Source organism: Clostridium sp. MCC345, assembly GCF_018785345.1.
Taxonomy (GTDB): Bacteria; Bacillota; Clostridia; order Lachnospirales; family Anaerotignaceae; genus Anaerotignum_A; species Anaerotignum_A faecicola.
In genome coordinates this window covers 10828-28616 of record NZ_WQPP01000011.1, presented here as the reverse complement: position 1 = coordinate 28616, position 17789 = coordinate 10828, and the positions used below count along the sequence as shown (strand labels likewise).

At 48.2% G+C, this 17789-nt stretch carries 18 protein-coding genes; 17 read left to right on the top strand and 1 reads right to left on the bottom strand.

All coding sequences use genetic code 11. From position 1 onward, the window contains the following. Positions 1-197: 197 nt before the first annotated feature. The 10 genes from GPK49_RS03270 (at position 198) to GPK49_RS03230 (ending at position 9377) form a co-directional block, all read left to right on the top strand. Positions 198-671: a CHC2 zinc finger domain-containing protein gene (locus tag GPK49_RS03270; protein WP_444876933.1), complete on the top strand. Its 474-nt coding sequence runs from the start codon at positions 198-200 to the stop codon at positions 669-671. Beyond that, positions 647-817 (top strand): hypothetical protein, encoded by a 171-nt coding sequence (locus tag GPK49_RS13130; RefSeq protein WP_444876932.1) that lies wholly within the window; start codon positions 647-649, stop codon positions 815-817. The genes GPK49_RS03270 and GPK49_RS13130 overlap by 25 nt, the downstream gene beginning before the upstream one ends. Next, positions 789-2162 (top strand): phage/plasmid primase, P4 family, encoded by a 1374-nt coding sequence (locus GPK49_RS03265; RefSeq protein WP_215676733.1) that lies wholly within the window; start codon positions 789-791, stop codon positions 2160-2162. The genes GPK49_RS13130 and GPK49_RS03265 overlap by 29 nt, the downstream gene beginning before the upstream one ends. A 395-nt stretch (positions 2163-2557) precedes the next feature. After that, entirely contained in the window at positions 2558-2776 is a 219-nt protein-coding gene (locus tag GPK49_RS03260; protein WP_118285490.1) for an LLM class flavin-dependent oxidoreductase, read from the top strand. After that, positions 2773-3750: a MobV family relaxase gene (mobV, locus tag GPK49_RS03255; protein ID WP_215676732.1), complete on the top strand. Its 978-nt coding sequence runs from the start codon at positions 2773-2775 to the stop codon at positions 3748-3750. Before GPK49_RS03260 ends, mobV begins: the two co-directional genes overlap by 4 nt. Further along, complete coding sequence (locus GPK49_RS03250; RefSeq protein WP_154667594.1) at positions 3740-3916, top strand: hypothetical protein; 177 nt, start codon at positions 3740-3742, stop codon at positions 3914-3916. Before mobV ends, GPK49_RS03250 begins: the two co-directional genes overlap by 11 nt. An 83-nt stretch (positions 3917-3999) precedes the next feature. Next, positions 4000-5004 carry a virulence RhuM family protein gene (locus tag GPK49_RS03245; protein WP_215676731.1) on the top strand — a complete coding sequence of 335 codons (1005 nt, stop codon included), beginning with the start codon at positions 4000-4002 and terminating at the stop codon, positions 5002-5004. Between the two features lie 20 nt (positions 5005-5024). Further along, the gene (locus GPK49_RS03240; RefSeq protein WP_215676730.1) at positions 5025-6713 is read left to right on the top strand and encodes a recombinase family protein; all 1689 of its coding nucleotides are present in this window, start codon (positions 5025-5027) and stop codon (positions 6711-6713) included. 86 nt (positions 6714-6799) lie between these two features. Then, positions 6800-8011 carry an iron-containing alcohol dehydrogenase gene (locus tag GPK49_RS03235; protein ID WP_016407763.1) on the top strand — a complete coding sequence of 404 codons (1212 nt, stop codon included), beginning with the start codon at positions 6800-6802 and terminating at the stop codon, positions 8009-8011. Beyond that, the gene (locus GPK49_RS03230) at positions 7980-9377 is read left to right on the top strand and encodes an aldehyde dehydrogenase (protein WP_444876931.1); all 1398 of its coding nucleotides are present in this window, start codon (positions 7980-7982) and stop codon (positions 9375-9377) included. Before GPK49_RS03235 ends, GPK49_RS03230 begins: the two co-directional genes overlap by 32 nt. Positions 9378-9608: 231 nt before the next feature. On the opposite strand, the gene GPK49_RS03225 is transcribed toward GPK49_RS03230, so the two are convergent. Continuing rightward, positions 9609-9911, bottom strand: coding sequence for a hypothetical protein (locus GPK49_RS03225; RefSeq protein ID WP_118582856.1), 303 nt, complete (start codon positions 9909-9911; stop codon positions 9609-9611). A 166-nt stretch (positions 9912-10077) separates the two neighbouring features. Between GPK49_RS03225 and GPK49_RS03220 the strand changes: the two genes are divergently transcribed. The 7 genes from GPK49_RS03220 to GPK49_RS12910 all read left to right on the top strand — a co-directional run. Beyond that, on the top strand, positions 10078-11100 hold the full coding sequence (locus tag GPK49_RS03220) for an alpha-hydroxy-acid oxidizing protein (RefSeq protein WP_215676729.1): 1023 nt from the start codon (positions 10078-10080) through the stop codon (positions 11098-11100). Between the two features lie 209 nt (positions 11101-11309). Next, on the top strand, positions 11310-12671 hold the full coding sequence (locus GPK49_RS03215; protein ID WP_016407759.1) for an APC family permease: 1362 nt from the start codon (positions 11310-11312) through the stop codon (positions 12669-12671). 132 nt (positions 12672-12803) lie between these two features. Then, positions 12804-13196 carry a DUF134 domain-containing protein gene (locus GPK49_RS03210; RefSeq protein WP_016407758.1) on the top strand — a complete coding sequence of 131 codons (393 nt, stop codon included), beginning with the start codon at positions 12804-12806 and terminating at the stop codon, positions 13194-13196. Then, positions 13189-14016, top strand: coding sequence for an Mrp/NBP35 family ATP-binding protein (locus tag GPK49_RS03205; protein ID WP_016407757.1), 828 nt, complete (start codon positions 13189-13191; stop codon positions 14014-14016). Before GPK49_RS03210 ends, GPK49_RS03205 begins: the two co-directional genes overlap by 8 nt. Positions 14017-14038: 22 nt before the next feature. After that, positions 14039-14440 carry a NifB/NifX family molybdenum-iron cluster-binding protein gene (locus GPK49_RS03200; protein WP_118582859.1) on the top strand — a complete coding sequence of 134 codons (402 nt, stop codon included), beginning with the start codon at positions 14039-14041 and terminating at the stop codon, positions 14438-14440. Between the two features lie 562 nt (positions 14441-15002). Next, on the top strand, positions 15003-16397 hold the full coding sequence (locus GPK49_RS03195; RefSeq protein ID WP_215676728.1) for an alanine/glycine:cation symporter family protein: 1395 nt from the start codon (positions 15003-15005) through the stop codon (positions 16395-16397). Positions 16398-17099: 702 nt separating this feature from the next. Beyond that, positions 17100-17789 (top strand): alanine:cation symporter family protein (locus tag GPK49_RS12910; protein WP_318283829.1); only part of this gene is annotated, 690 nt, incomplete at its 3' end.

Below are 17789 nucleotides of genomic sequence, written 5' to 3'. Positions count from 1 at the left end.
GCCTGTTTTCTTACTAAAATTTAGACGTAAACCACGCAGCACCTTGAAAATTTCATGACCGTCCGATGAGGATATGCTTTCCAGAGAAGTATCGCATTCAGCGTACCAAGGAAGAGACAACGCCAGGGTAAGGACTCGGGCAGGAACGGCATCGGGTAGAACGGCGAAGTTCAATTATTTTATAGGAGGAAACAGGTATGGATTTATTTACACAAGTCAAGATGGCAGTTTCCGTAAAAGAGGCTGCCGAATACTATGGATTGGAAGTAAAACGTGGCAACATGGTCTGCTGTCCATTCCACAATGACCGCACACCCAGCATGAAGCTGAACGAGGATTACCTCTACTGCTTCGGCTGCGGGGCAACTGGTGACGTGATCGACCTTGTGGCAAAGCTGTTCAACCTGAGCAGCTATGACGCGGCGAAGAAGCTGGTGTATGACTTCGGGATTGACCCGGACAAGCCCCAGCCGCGGCAGTGCTGCGGAAGCCGCAATACCCACTGGCAAAGGCGTCCCAGAGAGCGGAAATGCATTGTCAGCGGATATTGTGCGGTTATCTGCATCTTTTGGAGCATTGGAAGGTGCAGCACGCACCCAAAACGCCGGAGGATACTTTTGATGACCGCTTTGTGGAAGCCTGCCAGATGCTCGATTATATCGAGGATCTGACAGATATTTTAACCTTTGCGGAGTTGGAGGTTCGCGTGAAAACCGTGGATATGCTTCAAAAGGACGGCATGATCGACCGGCTGGAAGAACGCCTGAAACGGACGGAAAAGGAGGTGGATGCCCGTGACGAAACGGAAATCGGCTAATTTAGACGCGCCTATCTGGTTTGACGGCACAAATATCAATGAGGCACTGTTCTGTGATGAATTTCTGAACAGCCGGAAAATCATCTTTGCCAACGGTGCTTTCTTCACGCCGGACGGCAGGGTGACCGACGATCTGCCGCTCCGGGGCGAAATCTATGAGAAACTGAAATGCTGCGCTGTGAACAATATCCCTCGAAAGATCACCAACATTCTGGAAGTGATGAAGCTAGCAGCTCATGTAGAGGACTTTACACCGGAAGCAGATAGAGTCCATCTGGCAAACGGCACTTTGAAGCTGGACGGCAGTTTCACCGAGGGCAGACCGACCATTGTACGGAGCAGACTGCCGGTGGCATACCGCCCTGACGCACCGGCTCCCGTTCGGTGGCTTTCCTTTCTGGATGGACTTCTTTACACGGAGGACATTCCAACCTTACAGGAGTTTATTGGCTATTGCCTGATTCCCAGCAATAAGGGGCAACGCATGATGGTGATTAAGGGAAACGGTGGTGAAGGAAAATCGCAGATCGGAGCTGTGCTGGGTGCGCTTCTCGGCAGCAACATGAAGGACGGCAGCATCGGTAAAATTTCTGAAAACCGGTTTGCCCGCGCGGATCTGGAACACATTCTGTTGTGTGTGGATGACGATATGCGAATGGAAGCACTGCGGCAGACCAACTATGTCAAGTCCATCGTGACCGCCCAAGGAAAAATGGATTTGGAGCGCAAGGGTAAGCAGAGCTATCAGGGCTGGATGTTTGCCCGGCTGCTGGCGTTCTCCAATGGCGATCTGCAAGCGCTATATGACCGAAGCGACGGATTTTACCGCCGCCAGCTTGTACTGACCACCAGGGAAAAGCCTGTGGGACGGATAGATGATCCCGACCTTGCGGAGAAAATGAAAGCTGAAGCCGAGGGCATCTTCCTGTGGGCGTTTGAGGGCTTGCAGCGGCTGGTTGCCAACAACTTCAAATTCACAGAGAGCCAGCGTACGCGGGATAATCGGGAGGCAGTCAAGCGGGATAGCAACAACGTCTTTGATTTTCTGGAATCCGAGGGCTATATCCGGCTGAAGGCGGACTGCACCATCAGCTCTAAAGACTTGTACGAAATTTACCGGATGTGGTGTGAGGAAAATAATCTGACACCGTTAAAGCGCCGCAGCTTCAGCGAGAGTGTGATTGCGAACCAAAGCAAGTACCATCTTGAATACTGCAACAAGATCACCAATGCTGCCGGACGGCGTGTATGGGGCTTCTTCGGTATTGAAGCGATTGCCAGACCTAATATAAATGGGTTTTCTGATGTTTCAGAGCATACGTACGTACCGGAGGACTGGCGATGATTTTTCTGCGACTGCGCCGTGTACGTATGTACGTTTTACTTTCCTGAAACGCCGCTATATGAAAAACTCTGACCGGCAAAGCCTATATTTTCGGGCACGAAATCAAGCCAAGTGAAATCCGTAAATTATTTGCCTGATGGCAGAAATGGTTTCACGGAATCGCGCTTCTCGGAACAGCAAAGCGAGTACGTGGAAGCGTGGAGAATCACACGTTTTAGAGTAAAGTCACACAGAACAGAAAAGTCGATAGGTGCCACCTGTGGACAGGACATCATAACGGCGATTCTGAGCGGATTTGACGACAATAGAATTTTTCACGATACAGCGAAGCGGATGCGCCGAATGGCGTGCTGGCTTCGCTTTTTCATCATCTGAATTTTGGAGGAAATTTGAATATGAGTGTACGCAATGAGATCAAGGCGCAGATCGTTCGCGCCGGTTTTACCATGCAGGAAGTTGTTGACCTGTTACATGATGAATATGGCTGGTCGGACAGCGTTCCCAATTTGTCCGCCAAGTTGCAGCGGGAGAGCATCCGCTATAAAGAGGTCGTCGAGCTTGCCGACGCGCTGGACTGCGACATCGTGTGGGTGAAGCGAGGGGAGCGCCGATGAAAGCACAGTACGCCATTCTCCGCTTTGCCAAGTACAAGGGGCCGGAGATCGGGCACATCGAGTCCCACAACGAGCGCACCAAGGAGAAATACGCCAGCAATCCCGACGTGGACACGTCCCGCAGTCACTTCAATTTTCATCTGGTGACGCCGCAGCGCAAGTACCGCGCAGAAGCGGAAAAGCAGATCGCCGAGGCGGGCTGCCGCACAAGGTCAGACAGTGTGCGCGTGGTGGAGGCGCTGGTGACAGCCAGCCCGGAGTTCTTCAAGGGAAAGAAGAAAAGCGAAGTCAAAGCCTATTTTCAGGAGGCACTGGAGTTCATCCGGGAACACCAAGACCCGAAAAACATTATATCTGCCGTGGTGCATATGGACGAGAAAACGCCCCATATGCACCTTTGCTTTGTCCCGCTGACGGAGGACAAACGGCTCAGCGCCAAGGAAATCGTCGGCAACAAGAAAAAGCTGACGCAGTGGCAGGACAGGTTTTGGGAGCATATGGTGAAGAAATACCCCGATCTGGAGCGCGGCGAGAGTGCCAGTGAAACCGGACGCGACCATATCCCACCGCGGGTATTCAAGGAAATGACTCGCCTGACCAAGCAGAAGACCAAGCTGGAAGAATTGCTTTCATGCGTCAATGCGTTCAATGCCAAAGGAAAAGCAGCAGAAATCGGCGCTTTTTTGGACAAGTATATTCCTGCTGTGGAGCAGATGCACACGACACTGAAAAAGTACAATACGGCGTTCACGGTCATAACTGCCGAAAATAAAAAGCTGAAAAAGAAAACGGAGCAGTTGGAGCAGTCGCTGGACAAAGCTACACAGGAAAGCACCTTGAAAAAGCTGGCTGACGCCAAGCTGCATCGGGATTATGAGGATGCCGTCGCCGTGCTGGATCGTATTCCGAAGGAAGTGCTGGCGGCATATACGCACAGAACGGAGAAAGAGAGGGAGACTGCCTATGGTAGATGAATGGAGCGGTTTCGCCGCTTTGCTGGCAAATTTGATTGAAAAGTATGCCGTGGTTCTGAATCTTGACGCGCTGCCCAATCTCGTTATAGAGGAAGCCGTGTCTGAAAAAGATGATGCTGATAAGAATATTCACGAAAACGATATTGAACCTGTGAAAGCGGCATGATATAATCGTCATGAAATAAGTGTCCAAACCGCCATTGCAGGAGCAAAAGCTCCTGCAATGGCAGAAAACGAGGTGAAGTGACAATGGAACGCTGGGAGAATGAGCAGAACAATTCTGAAATGATGATTTATACCACAGAGGATGGCTTGACAAAGATCGAAACGACCTTCGATGGAGATACCGTTTGGCTGTCCATTGACCAGATGGCAGAGTTGTTTCAGAGAGACAAGTCTACCATTTCCAGACATATCAAGAACATTTTCGCTGAGGGCGAATTGAAGCGAGAAGCAGTTGTTGCAAATTTTGCAACAACTGCCGCTGACGGTAAGACTTATCAGGTGGATTACTATAATCTCGATGTCATCATTTCTGTCGGCTACCGTGTGAAATCTCAGCGCGGCGTGCAGTTTCGTATTTGGGCAACGGGGATTTTGAAGGAGTATATGCGAAAGGGCTTTGCTTTGGATGATGAGCGCCTGAAAAATCTGGGCGGCGGCGGATACTTCAAGGAGCTGCTGGAGCGTATCCGCGATATCCGTGCTTCTGAAAAGGTGTTTTACCGTCAGGTGCTTGAAATCTACGCGACCAGTATTGACTATGATCCCAAGGCGGAAATCTCCGTTCAGTTTTTCAAGAAAGTCCAAAATAAAATTCATTATGCCATTCATGGGCAAACCGCGGCGGAGGTCATTTACACACGCGCCGATGCGGAGAAAGAATTTATGGGCTTGACCACCTTTGCGGGTAATCAGCCCACGCTGAGAGAGGCGGTTGTCGCAAAAAACTACCTGAATGAGAAAGAACTTCGTGCTATGGGGCAGCTTGTGTCCGGCTATCTGGATTTTGCGGAACGTCAGGCAGAGCGAGAGCAGGCAATGACCATGCAGGACTGGTCAGAGCATCTTGATCGGATTTTGACTATGAGTGGAGAGCAACTGCTGATTGGCAATGGGAGTGTCAGCCATAAGCAGGCTATCGACAAGGCGACCGGCGAGTACAGAAAATACAAAGCCCGTACCCTCAGCGAAGTTGAGCGCGATTATCTGGATTCCATCAAGCTGTTGGAGCAGAAAACAGATAAAAAGTAAGCCGGGGTGGAGAAGACGTGATGAAAAAAGAAAAGATAAAAGTCTATATCTATACGCGGGTATCCACCGCCATGCAGATTGACGGATACTCTCTGGATGCCCAGAAGTCCCGAATGAAAGCCTTTGCCGACTTCAACGATTATGAAATTGTGGGCGAATATGAGGACGCCGGAAAATCCGGCAAGTCCATAGAGGGCAGAATCCAGTTCAATCAGATGATGGAGGACATCAAGTCTGGCAAGGACGGCGTGTCCTATGTGCTGGTGTTCAAGCTCTCCCGCTTCGGCAGAAATGCGGCAGATGTCTTGTCTACCCTACAGGTCATGCAGGATTTTGGCGTTAACCTGATTTGCGTGGAGGACGGGATCGATTCCTCCAAGGATGCGGGAAAGCTGATGATTTCCGTTCTTTCGGCTGTGGCTGAAATTGAGCGTGAAAATATCCGTGTGCAGACGATGGAGGGCAGAATCCAGAAAGCCCGTGAAGGGAAATGGAACGGCGGCTTTGCGCCATATGGCTACAGGCTGGAAAAGGGACAGCTTTTCATCAATGAGGAAGAAGCAGCGGCGATCCGCGTGATTTTTGACCAGTATGTGCATACGGATAGCGGTGCAAACGGTCTTGCAAAATACCTTGCGACCCACGGGATTCACAAAATCCAAAGGCAAAACGGGAAAAATCCCCTGTTTGATTCTGCGTTGATCCGCAGGATTCTGAAAAATCCGGTTTACTGCGGGAAAATCGCTTATGGCAGACGACGGACGGAAAAGGTGCATGGTACCCGAAATGATTACCGGCTGGTGGAGCAGGATGACTATTTGCTGGTTGACGGACTGCACGAGGGAATCGTCTCCGAGGAACTATGGCATGAGGCACAGGTCAAGCTGCTGGCTCAAGCGGAAAAATACGAACACGTCAACAGGGGCAAGGATACAAAAATACATCTGCTGTCTGGTATTGTGAAATGCCCGGTCTGCGGCGTAGGAATGTATGGAAACAAAAGCATCAAACATAAGGCGGACGGCTCAAAATACAAGGATTTTTATTACTATGGCTGTAAGCACCGTGCGATGACGCGCGGTCATAAATGCGACTTCAAGAAACAGATCAATGAAGAATTGCTGGACAGCGCCGTTGCGGAGGTTATCGTCAAGCTGGTAAGTAATCCGAAATTTGCCGCCATGATGCAGGAAAAGATCAGCATGAAGGTGGATACCTCTGCCATTGAGCAGGAGATCGCAGCCCATGAAAAGCAGCTTCGCCAGAGCTATTCCGTAAAGGCACGGCTGATGGAGGAGATCGATTCCCTCGACCCGGACGATAGGCACTACATCAAACGCAAAGCAGACCTTGATGACCGGCTCTACAAGATGTATGATAAGATCGAGGATACAGAAAACCAGCTCGTTGCTGCCAGAGCCAAGAAGATGGCGATTGAGGCGGAAAAGCTGACAGGCGACAACATCTACAAGGTGCTGATTTACTTTGATAAGCTCTATTCCGTCATGGACGATCAGGAAAAGCGGCAGCTCATGGAATCGCTGCTTTCCGAAATCCAGATCTATGAGGAACGGCAGCCCAACGGACAGTGGCTCAAGTCCATCAAGTTCAAGCTCCCAATCATTGCGGAAGATATGAGCTTGAGTTTGGACAATGATACGCATATTGAGACTATCTGTTTGCTGTCAAAGGTGAACCCTAATAAATAATATGTAGCAAACAAAGAACTTTCTTTGCTTGACGCTTTACCTTTTTGCGCGTATCATGAGGAAAACGAAAGAAGAAGGAGATTCAGATGAAACGGTTAGAACGGGTATATTGCAGGGCATTTCAAGGTGTATTTCGTGCGGCATTGCCGTTCATGCCCTACAGAGAACCGAAAATTTTACATAGCATTGTCCAAATTCCCGATGTATTGCAGGAACGGAACATTTCTAAGGTGCTTCTGGTGACGGATGAAAGTATTCGTGGACTTGGCTTGACAAAGCACTTAGAGGAGGAGCTGCGGCGGCGAAGCATCTTCTGCGCGGTTTATGACAAAGTGGTAGCAAACCCGACGATTCAGAATATTGAGCAGGCGCGTGCGGTATATCTGAAAAGCGGTGCGCAGGCAATGATTGCCTTTGGCGGCGGCTCTGTGATGGACTGCGCGAAGGTAACGGGAGCAAGAATTGTGAAGCCGAGGAAGCCTGTTTATAAAATGAAGGGTTTATTGCGGATATGCAAGCCTTTGCCGCTATTGATTGCGGTGCCGACAACGGCAGGAACAGGCAGTGAAACCACATTGGCGGCGGTCATTACGGACAGCGGCACGAAGCACAAATATCCCATCAATGATTTTTCCCTGATTCCGCAATATGCCGTTTTGGATTATCATGTGACGTTGGGACTGCCGAAGGGCATTACCGCAACGACGGGCATGGATGCGCTGACGCATGCCGTAGAAGCGTATATCGGCGGCAGCACGACGAAGCAGACGCGCTTTATGGCAGAGCATGCGGTGCGCCTGATTTATGAAAATCTGCGAAAGGCTTATGAGGATGGGCAGAATAAAAAGGCGAGAGCGTATATGTTGGAGGCGGCATACTGCGCAGGGATTGCGTTTTCGCGATCCTATGTGGGCTATGTCCATGCAATCGCACATTCCCTTGGCGGACAATACGGCGTGGCACATGGGCTTGCAAACGCTGTTATTTTGCCGTATTTCTTAGAGGAATACGGAGATGCCTGTGTGCCGCAGCTGGCGAAGCTGGCGCGCTGTGTCGGGATGGTGCCGAAGCATACGAGTGACCGCAGGGCGGCGGCCTCCTTTATCCTCTGGGTAAAGGAAATGAACCGCTACATGCAGATTCCCGAAACAATCAAGGAAATCCGCAGGGAGGATATTCCTGCGTTATCGAAGCATGCCGCGGCGGAGGGCAATCCGCTTTATCCTGTGCCGGTGCTGATGGATGCGAAGGAGCTGGCAGGGATGTATGAAAAAATCATGGAGAAGGGAGCGAGATAAGATGCAGAAAAAGCTGGAAAAGCAACGGGCGTTTTTTCGCAGCGGAAGAACCATTCCGCTTGCCTTCCGAAAAAAGGCATTGAAACGCTTAGGAAGAGCCATTCGCCAACACGAAAAGGAAATCTACGCAGCACTGCGCGAGGATTTGAATAAATCCAAAACAGAGACGTTTATGTGTGAGGTGGGGATGACTCTGGCAGAATTATCCTATATGCTGAAGCACCTGGAGGGCTGGGCGAAAAAGAAATATGTCCGCAGTCCATTGGCGCAGTTTTCTGCTACAAGCTTTACGGTGAAGGAGCCGTATGGCGTGGCACTTATCATGTCCCCCTGGAATTACCCCTTCATGCTGACGATGGAGCCGCTGATTGGGGCGATTGCGGCAGGCAACTGTGCGGTGGTCAAGCCTTCTGCTTATGCGCCTGCAACCTCTGCGGTGATACGGAGGATTTTACGGGCGTGCTTCCCGGAGGAATTTATATTTGTGGTGGAGGGTGGCAGAGCAGAAAATCAGGCACTCCTAGACCAGAGGTTTGATTATATCTTCTTTACCGGCGGCGTGACGGTTGGCAAAGAGGTGATGGCGAAGGCAGCGAAGCACCTGACCCCTGTGACGTTGGAGCTGGGCGGCAAAAGCCCCTGTGTGGTTGACCGTACCGCAAAGCTGGAGCTGGCGGCAAAGCGGATTGCGTTCGGCAAGCTGTTAAACTGCGGACAGACCTGCGTGGCACCGGATTATATTCTGGTGGAAAGAAGCGTCAAGGATGAATTTCTTGTTTATCTGAAAAAATGGATTGTGCGGATGTACGGTGCGGATGCAACGGAAAATGACGCGTATGTGAAGATGATTAACCAAAAGCATTTTGACCGCGTGACGGGCTTAATTGACCCTGAAAAGGTGGTGTTCGGCGGTGGCTGGAATGAAAGAACGATGCAGATTCAGCCAACCATTCTGGATGATGTGACGGCTGAGGATGCCGTGATGCAGGAAGAAATCTTTGGGCCGATTTTCCCGATTCTGCCTGTGGACAGCATGGCGGAGGCGGAGGAATTTATCTGTAAAAGAGAAAAGCCGCTGGCGTTGTATCTTTTTACGCAAAATAAGGCCCTTGCGGAGCGATTCCTCAGATATGTGCCCTTTGGCGGCGGCTGCATCAACGATACGATTATCCATCTGGCAACAAGCAGAATGGGCTTTGGTGGTGTTGGCGGCAGCGGCATGGGCAGCTATCACGGAAAGAAAAGCTTTGAAACCTTTAGCCATGAAAAGAGTATTGTAAATAAGCATACATGGATGGATCTGCCTGTCAGATATGCGCCGTATCATAGGATACAGAGGCTGCTACTGCGGCTGTTCCTGCGATAAATAAAAAAAGAACCGAAGGGTGCGCCCAGATAAGAAACCTTGCATTCTGAAATGCTGAAAGCTACGGCTACTGCGTCAGTTCCCCTTGACAGCCTAAGTCAAAGGATGCCTGCGGGAAACTTCCTTGTATCCGCAGGCTTTCAGCTATTTCATTTTCTTCATGTTTTCTTACTGGGACACACCTAAAGAATTTCTATTTTATTTTAAGGAAGAGATTCTTTCGGTTTTTGTTTACAGCTTTCTGAGCCGTAGCATGGCAAGGATGAATCCGAGGCTGTAGCAAAGGATGGAAAGCAGGGCAAAGGGCGTGAGAAATTTATGGATGGTTTTGGAAAGCAGGAAGGCAATCAGCATCCAGAAGCCGCTGACAGCAGAGGACAGACAAAGAATCCGCAGGGTGCTGAGGGCGGTTTTTGTTGCGTAGGCATCCTGACAGAATTCCGCCAGAAGCTTGGATTTGCCTGCTAAAAGCTTCTGCCCTTCCTTCTGAAAAAAATAGGCGAGTGCAAGCATCAGAATAATATAAATCAGCATGGAGTTGCTCCTTTCGGTTCGGTTTTTATCAGTGTAGCATTTTATTCAAAGAAAAGCAAATTTCTGTTTGCAGGAGGGGAAAGATGTGTTATGATTTGCCCGGACGGCAACAGATGAAAACAGAGGGAGTGCGAAAAAGCTTGGAGGATTTTAGGAGGGAAAGAATATGACCTATCAGGAGGTTCTGGAAAACGCAAGAAAAAGAATGGCACCCAGATGCAGGGTTTGCCCCGAATGTAACGGCATTGCCTGCAAGGGCGTAATGCCGGGACCTGCCGGGAAGGGGGCTTCTCGCACCTTTCAGCGGAACGTGGCATGGCTTGGGGATCATGTAAAGCTGGAAATGGATGTCACAGGCGGCAATCAGGAACGAAATATGGAAATTTCACTCTTTGGGAAAACCTTTGCTGCGCCGATTTTCGTTGCGCCCATCGGCTTGATTCCGTATACCTATACAGAAGATATGACTGACAGGCTGTATTGCGATGCGGTGATGCTCGGCGCAAAGGCGGCAGGGATTTTGGCGTTTGGCGGCGGCGGCCCTAAGGCGGAAAATTTTTATGAGCCGCTGGAGGCAATTCGGGAGAATGGCGGCTGTGGGATTCCTACCTTGAAGCCTTGGGCGGTCGATGTGGTGAAGAAACGGCTGAAAGAGGTCGAGGCGGTGCATCCGCTTGCCTTTGCTATGGATATTGACAGCGCAGGTCTGCCCCATGCAGGTCTGGCAAATCCGCCTATGCTGCTGAAAACGGAGGAGGAGCTGCGAGAGATTGCTGCGGCAACCAATTTGCCGTTTATCGTAAAGGGCATTATGACGGCGGAAGCGGCGCAGAAGGCGGTCAGAGCAGGTGCGTATGCGATTGTGGTTTCCAACCATGGCGGCAGAGTGATGGATCATGGGCTTTCGACAGCAGAGGTGCTGCCTGAAATTCGTGCGGTAGTCGGCACGGATACAAAAATATTTGTAGACGGTGGTGTGCGTACGGGGGATGATGTGTTTAAAATGCTTGCCCTTGGTGCGGATGCGGTGCTGATTGGCAGACCCTATGTAATTGCGGCTTACGGCGGTGGTGCGGAAGGCGTGCAGCTGTATACGGAAAAGCTGAAAGCGGAGCTGAAGGATGCCATGACGATGACAAGCTGCAAAAGCTTGCAGGAAATCACGAGAGATAAAATCAGGCTTGTATAAATGCAAGGCTCCTTATTGGGACACATCTAAAAACCCTTTTCCTGACGAAGGAAGGGTTTTTTTGTGTTCTTGGGGAAAAAAGAAAGATGAGTTTTCTAAGAATTAGTTGCTTTTTCTGGGAAAAAATGGTACTTTTATAATGCAAAGCATAACTGCGTTGGTGCGGATATGCGTGTGAGTGTGAAAGAAACAGGAGAGGAAAAAGCAATATGGATAACGGTTTGGAAAAAAGATACGGCTTGCTGACGGCGATTGCCATGGTAGTTGGGATTGTTATCGGCAGTGGTGTATTTTTTAAAGCGGAAAAGGTGCTGACGGCAACTGGCGGCAACCTTTCCTTAGGAATTTTGGCGTGGCTTTTGGGCGGTTTGGTGATGATTCTGTGCGCGTATAATTTTGCGCTGATGGCAACAAAGCATGAAAAGGTCAGCGGCGTTGTGGATTATGCAGAGGTTCTGGTAGGGGGAAGATATGCCTATTTTTTTGCATGGTTTGCGGCGGTGATTTATTTCCCTGCCATGACATCCGTTGTGGCGTGGGTAGCGGCAAGATATTTCGGCGTTCTGATGGGCTGGGAAATCGTCGGGCCGCAGGTTATGACGTTATCAGGGCTGTTTCTGGTGGGCAGCTATGTCATCAATGCGCTTGCGCCGAAGCTGGCAGGCAGACTGCAGGTGACCACAACGGCGGCAAAGCTGATTCCTTTATTTCTGATGGCGATTTTCGGGTCGATTTTCGGATTGAAAAACGGGATTCTGGTAGAGAATTTTACAACAACGGCAGTGCATACCTTTACGAGTAAAAATCCTCTTTTTACGGCAGTGGTAGGCACCTGCTTTGCGTATGAGGGCTGGATTTGTGCAACCTCCATCAACGCGGAATTGAAGGATGCGAAGAAAAACCTGCCCTTGGCGCTGATTTTCGGATCTGCCTTTGTGGTTCTGGTTTATATTCTGTATTATATCGGGCTGGCTGGCGCAGTCAAAAATGAGGTCATGATGGCAGGCGGCGAAACGGGTGCGCGGATTGCGTTTGAAACCGTGTTCATGCAGCTTGGCGGTACACTGCTGTTCATTTTTGTTGTCATTTCCTGTCTGGGCACGTTGAACGGGCTGATGATGGCGTGTACCAGAGCGTTTTATGCCATGGGTGTCAGGGATGAAGGGCCTCGTCCGCAGGTGTTCAAGGTAGTGGATACAGTGACGAAAATGCCGACAAACTCTGCACTGATTGGTTTGATGATGGCGATGCTCTGGCTGACGTATTTTTATGGTGCAAATCTGGCACCAAAGCCCTGGTTCGGTCCCTTCTGCTTCGATAGCTCTGAATTGCCCATTGTAACGATTTATGCGATGTATATTCCCATTTTCGTGATGCAGATGAAAAAAGAACAGGAGCTTGGCTTCTTTTATCGCGTAGTGGTGCCTGCTTTGGGGGTAATTGCGAGTGCCTTTATGGTTCTGGCGGCGATTGTATCTCTCAGAAAGGCAGTGCTTTACTATCTGATTTTGTTTGCGGTGCTTATGGGAATCGGGCTTTTGCTGAAAAATTACGGACACGAGGAAGAATAAAGCGGATCAGAAAAAGAGAGAAGGTCGTATGTAAAAAGATACATACGACTTTTTTAATTATAATATTGACATATGTCAGAATAAGTGTATACTGGAGAAAGCGGTATATGTCAAAAATAAGGAGGCGTTTCTATGGCAAGACCAAGAAAGTGCAGACGCGTCTGTGGGATGCCCCGAACAAACAGCTTTGCGCCTATGGGCAGCCAGCTTTGCGAGGAACGCATCATCATGGCGGTGGATGAATACGAGACGATCCGTCTGATTGATTTGGCAGGCTATACGCAGGAGGAATGTGCCGCGCAGATGGGCATTGCCAGAACCACGGTGCAGGGCATTTATAACGATGCACGGCGGAAGCTGGCGGATGCGTTGGTAAATGGGAAGATGCTTTTTATCGAAGGCGGAGATATTGACATTTGCGAACGGGAAAATGCTGGCTGCGGACGAAAATGCGGACAGCTTTGCCGGAAGGAAATGAAGGATGAAAAGAATAAGAGAAATTTAGGAGATGAATTTGATGAGTGAAAATTGTTCTCACAACTGCGGCAGCTGTTCTTCTGACTGCAGCAGCAGAAAACCGGCGGATTTTTTGGTACCCCCCAATGAACACAGCAAAATCAAAAAGGTGATTGCTGTTGTCAGCGGGAAAGGCGGCGTTGGGAAATCCATGGTAACCTCTACTATGGCGGTTCTGACAAACAGAAGGGGCAAAAAAACAGCTATTCTGGATGCGGATATCACAGGTCCTTCCATCCCTAAGGCATTTGGTGTGACAGAAAAGGCGTATGGCACACAGATGGGGATTCTGCCCTGCGAATCCAAAAAGGGCATTGAGATGATGTCTGTTAATCTGCTTTTGGATAATGACACAGACCCCGTAGTCTGGAGAGGGCCGGTTATTGCGGAAACCGTAAAGCAGTTTTGGAAGGATGTTGTTTGGGGGGATGTGGACTATATGTTCATCGATATGCCACCCGGCACAGGAGATGTTCCGCTGACTGTTTTCCAGTCTATCGCGATTGATGGCATTATTATTGTAACTTCTCCGCAGGAGCTGGTTGGCATGATTGTAGATAAGGCTGTAAAAATGGCGGAAATGATGAATGTGCCCATTCTGGGTATCGTGGAAAATATGTCCTACTTTAAATGTCCCGATTGCGGCGGTATCCATCATATTTTTGGGGAAAGCCAGATTGAAGCGATTGCGGCAAAGCACAATATTCCCGTTGTCTGCAAGCTGCCCATTGACCCTGCGATTGCAGCAAAATGCGACAGAGGTGCGGCAGAGGAATACGAAGGCGAATGGCTGGATCCTATGGTAGATTTTCTGGAAAAAATGAGATAATAAAAACAGGGGAGAGAATAAAATGAAAACAAAAATTGCAGTGACCTACGAAAATGGCGAAGTATTCCAGCACTTTGGGCATACAAAGGAATTTAAATTCTACACCGTAGAGGATAAAAAGATTGTGGACAGCGAGATTGTTCCCACAATGGGCAGTGGACACAGCATGCTGGCGGATTTTCTGCTGCTGAATGGTGTAACTGTGCTCATCTGCGGCGGTATCGGCGGCGGTGCAAAGGCTGCACTGGCGCAGAAGGGCATCGAACTGCGCGGCGGTGTGAGCGGCAATGCGGATGAGAAGGCGCAGGCGTATGTGGACGGTACATTGGAATACAATGCAGCGGTAGAATGTACCCATCACCATGACCACGATCATGAAAACTGTAGCGAGCATGACCATCACTGCGGCGGTCACTGCCACTGAATAGTTTAAGCTGAAAACAGAATTTTGCAGGCGGAGAGACACTATTTTAGTGTCTCTTTTTTTGTACAAAATGACAAAATACAATTATTGCGTTATGTAAACTAATTAAAAATGGAGAAAATACTGCAAAAATTTAAAAAAATGATGATTTTTTATGCAGATTTACCGATGGGTATCGCAAAAAGGTGTAAAGATGTTGTTAAGATATAGTTAAAAAGTACATTTGTCACTGAGCAATAGCACAGTGCGTTTTCCATGATTTTTTTGTGATAATTTGTCGAAGGTTCTGTGTAAAATCAATAAAATGAAGCTTTTTTCTAATTTTTGCGATATAAAAAAATGCTTGAATTTACAGGGAAAATCGCGTACACTGAAAAAGCAGAAATCGAAAGACAGGTTTCATAGATTCAATTGCAACGTAGTATCCGTTTTCGTGGGGACGGAAAATTTTTTTAGCCATGATATAAAGAATACGTTAAGATAGAATAAAGAAACTGTTAAGATTTCAATAGCAATTTTATTGCACTTATAATCAATTACATTTTTTGGGAGGGAATTGTAAATGGAAACTTTTAACAACGTAGTGCTGTCCATCAAGGATTTCTTGTGGGGACCTATTATGCTGTGTCTGCTGATTGGTACACATGTGCTGTTAACAATCAGAACAAAAGGGATTCAGAGGAAAACCTTCACAGGCGTAAAACTGTCTGTAACACCGGATAAGGAAGCATCCGGTGATATCGGCGGCTTCGCTGCTCTGGCAACAGCTCTTGCAGCTACTATCGGTACCGGTAATATCGTAGGTGTTGCAACTGCAATCGGCATTGGTGGCCCCGGTGCTGTATTCTGGATGTGGTTCACAGGTCTGCTGGGTATGGCAACCAAATATGGTGAAGCAACACTGGCAGTTAAATACCGTGTAAAAGCAAAAGACGGCTCTTTCATCGGTGGTCCCATGTACGCTCTGGAAAGAGGTCTGGGTCATAAATGGCTGGGTGTCCTGTTCGCAATCTTTACAGGTATCGCTTGCTTCGGTATCGGTAACATGACACAGGCAAACTCCATCGCAGAATCCATGAATGGTACATTCGGCGTACCTAAGATTGCAACAGGTATCGTTCTGATGATTATCACAGGTCTGGTTATTCTGGGCGGCGTTAAGTCCATCTCCAAGGTATGTGAAAAGCTGATTCCTCTGATGGCAGGTCTGTACATCGTAGGTTGTATCGTAATCTGCGTAATCAATGGTGCTCATATTCCCGCAGCTTTCGCAGCAATCGTACAAGGCGCATTCAACCCTGCAGCAGCAGGCGGCGGCTTTGTTGGTGCAACAGTAGTAGCTTGTATCCGTGCCGGCGTATCCCGTGGTCTGTTCACAAACGAATCCGGTCTGGGCTCTGCTCCTATCGTTGACGCATGTGCGGCAACAAGAAACCCTGCAAGACAGGCGCTGATTTCCATGTCCGGTGTATTCTGGGATACAATTGTAGTTTGCTTGCTGACAGGTCTGGTTCTGGTATCCTCTATCATTAAAGACCCCGTAGGTATGGAAGGTCTGGTAGGTGCGAACATGACAGCAGGTGCGTTCAACGCTATCCCCATTGTTGGCCCCGCAGTTCTGACATTCGGTCTGCTGACATTCGCTTGGTCCACAATTCTGGGCTGGTCCTACTATGGTGAAAGATGTTGGGTATACCTGTGCGGCGTTAAGTCCATCATGCCTTTCCGTGTTGTTTGGACATTTGTTGTACTGGTAGGCTGTGTAGCTGCACTGGATGTAGTTTGGAACATTGCTGACGTACTGAACGCTTGTATGGCATTCCCCAACTGCGTAGCTTTGATTGGTCTGAGCGGTGTTATCGCTTCCGAAACAAAGAAATATGTATGGGATAAGAATGCAGAAATGGGCGGTCTGATGAAATGGATGGATGACGTTGCTCCTCAGCTGGACAAATAATCTTCCTTTCAGAAAAGAATCCGATTTCATATTGAGCATGACCCACGTATAAAATTCACACCCTCTGTGCGAAAGCGCAGGGGGTGTTCTTTTGCTTGTGGACAGATGCATGCGATAAAAAATAGTTTATTAGCATGAATATTATAATGCATAAACTGGAAGAAAATAACATTTCTGATAGAAATATGGAAGAGGATTTGTTGTTTATTTTGCACAAATTGGTAATTGGAAAAAAATTACAAATTTAGAAAAAAAGAAAAAATGTCAAAAGTCGATGGAAGATGCAGTTTTTTTGTGCAATTTAACAGGTGGAATCAATATCCGAAGGGACTGTTTGCGTCAAACTGCATTGTTTTATGGAAAGGACATTTGTCTGCTGCGTGTTTTTGGGTGTTGTAAAATTGTTATATAAAATCGTGCGATTTTGTGGTTTTGATATGCAAAATGCACACAAAGACAAAATGTGCCCCACGCTTCACTGGAAAAAAGTGCTTGTTTTTTGCGTGAGATGCGGTAAAATAATATCAGGTTTTGAAGTTTGAATACAGTTTTTTCAGAGCCGTTTGAGCAAGGATTTTTCTGTTTTTTGTATTCGTGGGGATAGGAAAAAACTTTGAAAAAGCTTTTATGAAGAAACTGAATAAAAATTCAGGCCGCGTGATTATTCTAATATTATAATTCATTATTTAGGGAGGGAATTATATGGAAGCTTTTAACAATGTGGTGCTGTCCATCAAGGATTTCTTGTGGGGACCTATTATGCTGTGTCTGCTGATTGGTACACATGTGCTGTTAACAATCAGAACAAAAGTCATTCAGAGAAAGACCTTTACAGGTATCAAACTTTCCGTAACACCCGATGCAGAGGCATCCGGTGATATCGGCGGCTTCGCAGCTCTGGCAACAGCTCTTGCAGCTACTATCGGTACCGGTAATATCGTAGGTGTTGCAACTGCAATCGGTATTGGTGGCCCCGGTGCTGTATTCTGGATGTGGTTCACAGGTCTGTTGGGTATGGCAACAAAATTCGGTGAAGCAACTCTGGCAGTTAAATACCGTGTAAAAGCAGCCGATGGCTCTTTCATCGGTGGTCCCATGTACGCTCTGGAAAGAGGTCTGGGTCATAAATGGCTGGGTGTCTTGTTCGCAATCTTTACAGGTATCGCTTGCTTCGGTATCGGTAACATGACACAGGCAAACTCCATCGCAGAATCCATGAACGGTACATTCGGCATTCCTAAAATCGCAACAGGTATCGTTCTGATGGTTATCACAGGTCTGGTTATTCTGGGCGGCGTTAAGTCTATCTCCAAGGTATGTGAGAAGCTGATTCCCATAATGGCTGGTCTGTACATTGTAGGTTGTATCGTAATCTGTATCGTAAATGGTGCA